Genomic DNA, 1320 nt, shown 5'->3' on the forward strand with positions numbered 1-1320 from the left:
ATGGGTCTTCCCTTGATGTGGTGGCTGAAGGCATGATAATGGTGTATTTAATCGCCAGAGGTCACCGCCATGGACGAAAAGTCCCTCTACGCTCATATTCTCAACCTGTCCGATCCGTGGCAGGTAAAGTCCCTTTCTCTCGATGAAAATGCCGGTTCTGTTACTGTCACTATTGAGATCGCTGAAAACACCCGGCTAGCCTGTCCGACCTGCGGTAAATCCTGTTCTGTTCACGATCACCGTCATCGTAAATGGCGCCATCTTGATACCTGCCAGTTCACCACTATTGTTGAAGCCGATGTTCCACGAATTATGTGTCCGGAGCATGGCTGCCTGACGTTGCCTGTTCCGTGGGCTGGCCCCGGAAGCCGGTATACGTTGCTATTCGAATCGTTCGTTCTCTCATGGCTGAAAATCAGCACCGTTGATGCTGTCAGGAAGCAACTTAAGCTCAGTTGGAATGCGGTTGACGGCATTATGACCCGGGCAGTTAAGCGAGGTCTTGCCCGGATAAAAAAGCCATTATCCGCCCGTCATATGAATGTGGATGAGGTCGCCTTTAAAAAAGGACATCGTTACATAACGGTGATCTCCGATCGCGATGGTCGGGCGCTGGCCTTAACGGATGATCGCGGCACAGAGAGTCTTGCCGGCTATCTTCGCACGCTCACTGATGGGCAGTTGCTGGCTATCAAAACGCTCTCAATGGACATGAACGCGGGCTATATAAGAGCAGCGCGTATCCACTTACCCAGTGCGGTTGAGAAAATCGCCTTTGACCGCTTCCATGTGGCGAAGCAACTGGGCGAGGTAGTTGATAAAACCCGTCAGAATGAACATCCGCACCTCCCTGTTGAAAGCCGACACCAGGCAAAAGGAACCCGCTTCCTGTGGCAGTACAGCGATAAGTGGATGACCGAATCCCGGCAGGAAAAGCTGATGTGGCTGCGTGCACAGATGAAGCTGACGAGCCAGTGCTGGGCGCTGAAAGAGCTGGCAAAGGATATCTGGAACAGGCCATGGAGCGAGGAAAGACGGAGTGACTGGCAGAGATGGTTGGCGCTGGCGGCTAACAGTGACGTTCCCATGATGAAAAATGCCGCGAAAACGATAGGAAAAAGGCTGTACGGGATCCTGAATGCGATGCGACACAGTGTCTCAAACGGAAATGCGGAGGCACTTAACAGCAAGATCAGGCTGCTGAGGATAAAAGCCAGGGGATACCGAAACCGGGAGCGCTTTAAACTGGGGGTGATGTTCCACTACGGAAAGCTGAATATGGCGTTCTGAGCCTTCCCACCATGATCGGGGAAGACCCAT

1 protein-coding gene is annotated in these 1320 nt (G+C 52.6%); it reads left to right on the forward strand.

The features are described 5' to 3' along the window. Positions 1-69 precede the first annotated feature (69 nt). Entirely contained in the window at positions 70-1290 is a 1221-nt protein-coding gene (locus N6P30_RS24305) for an ISL3-like element ISKox3 family transposase (RefSeq protein WP_000343760.1), read from the forward strand. Positions 1291-1320 lie beyond the last annotated feature (30 nt).

This window comes from Enterobacter sp. PL1 (assembly GCF_945957325.1).
GTDB lineage: Bacteria > Pseudomonadota > Gammaproteobacteria > Enterobacterales > Enterobacteriaceae > Enterobacter > Enterobacter roggenkampii.

Excerpts from the sequence above, each read along its gene's own strand:
- N6P30_RS24305 (WP_000343760.1), top strand. The coding sequence starts at position 70 with ATGGACGAAAAGTCCCTCTACGCTCATATTCTCAACCTGTCCGATCCG.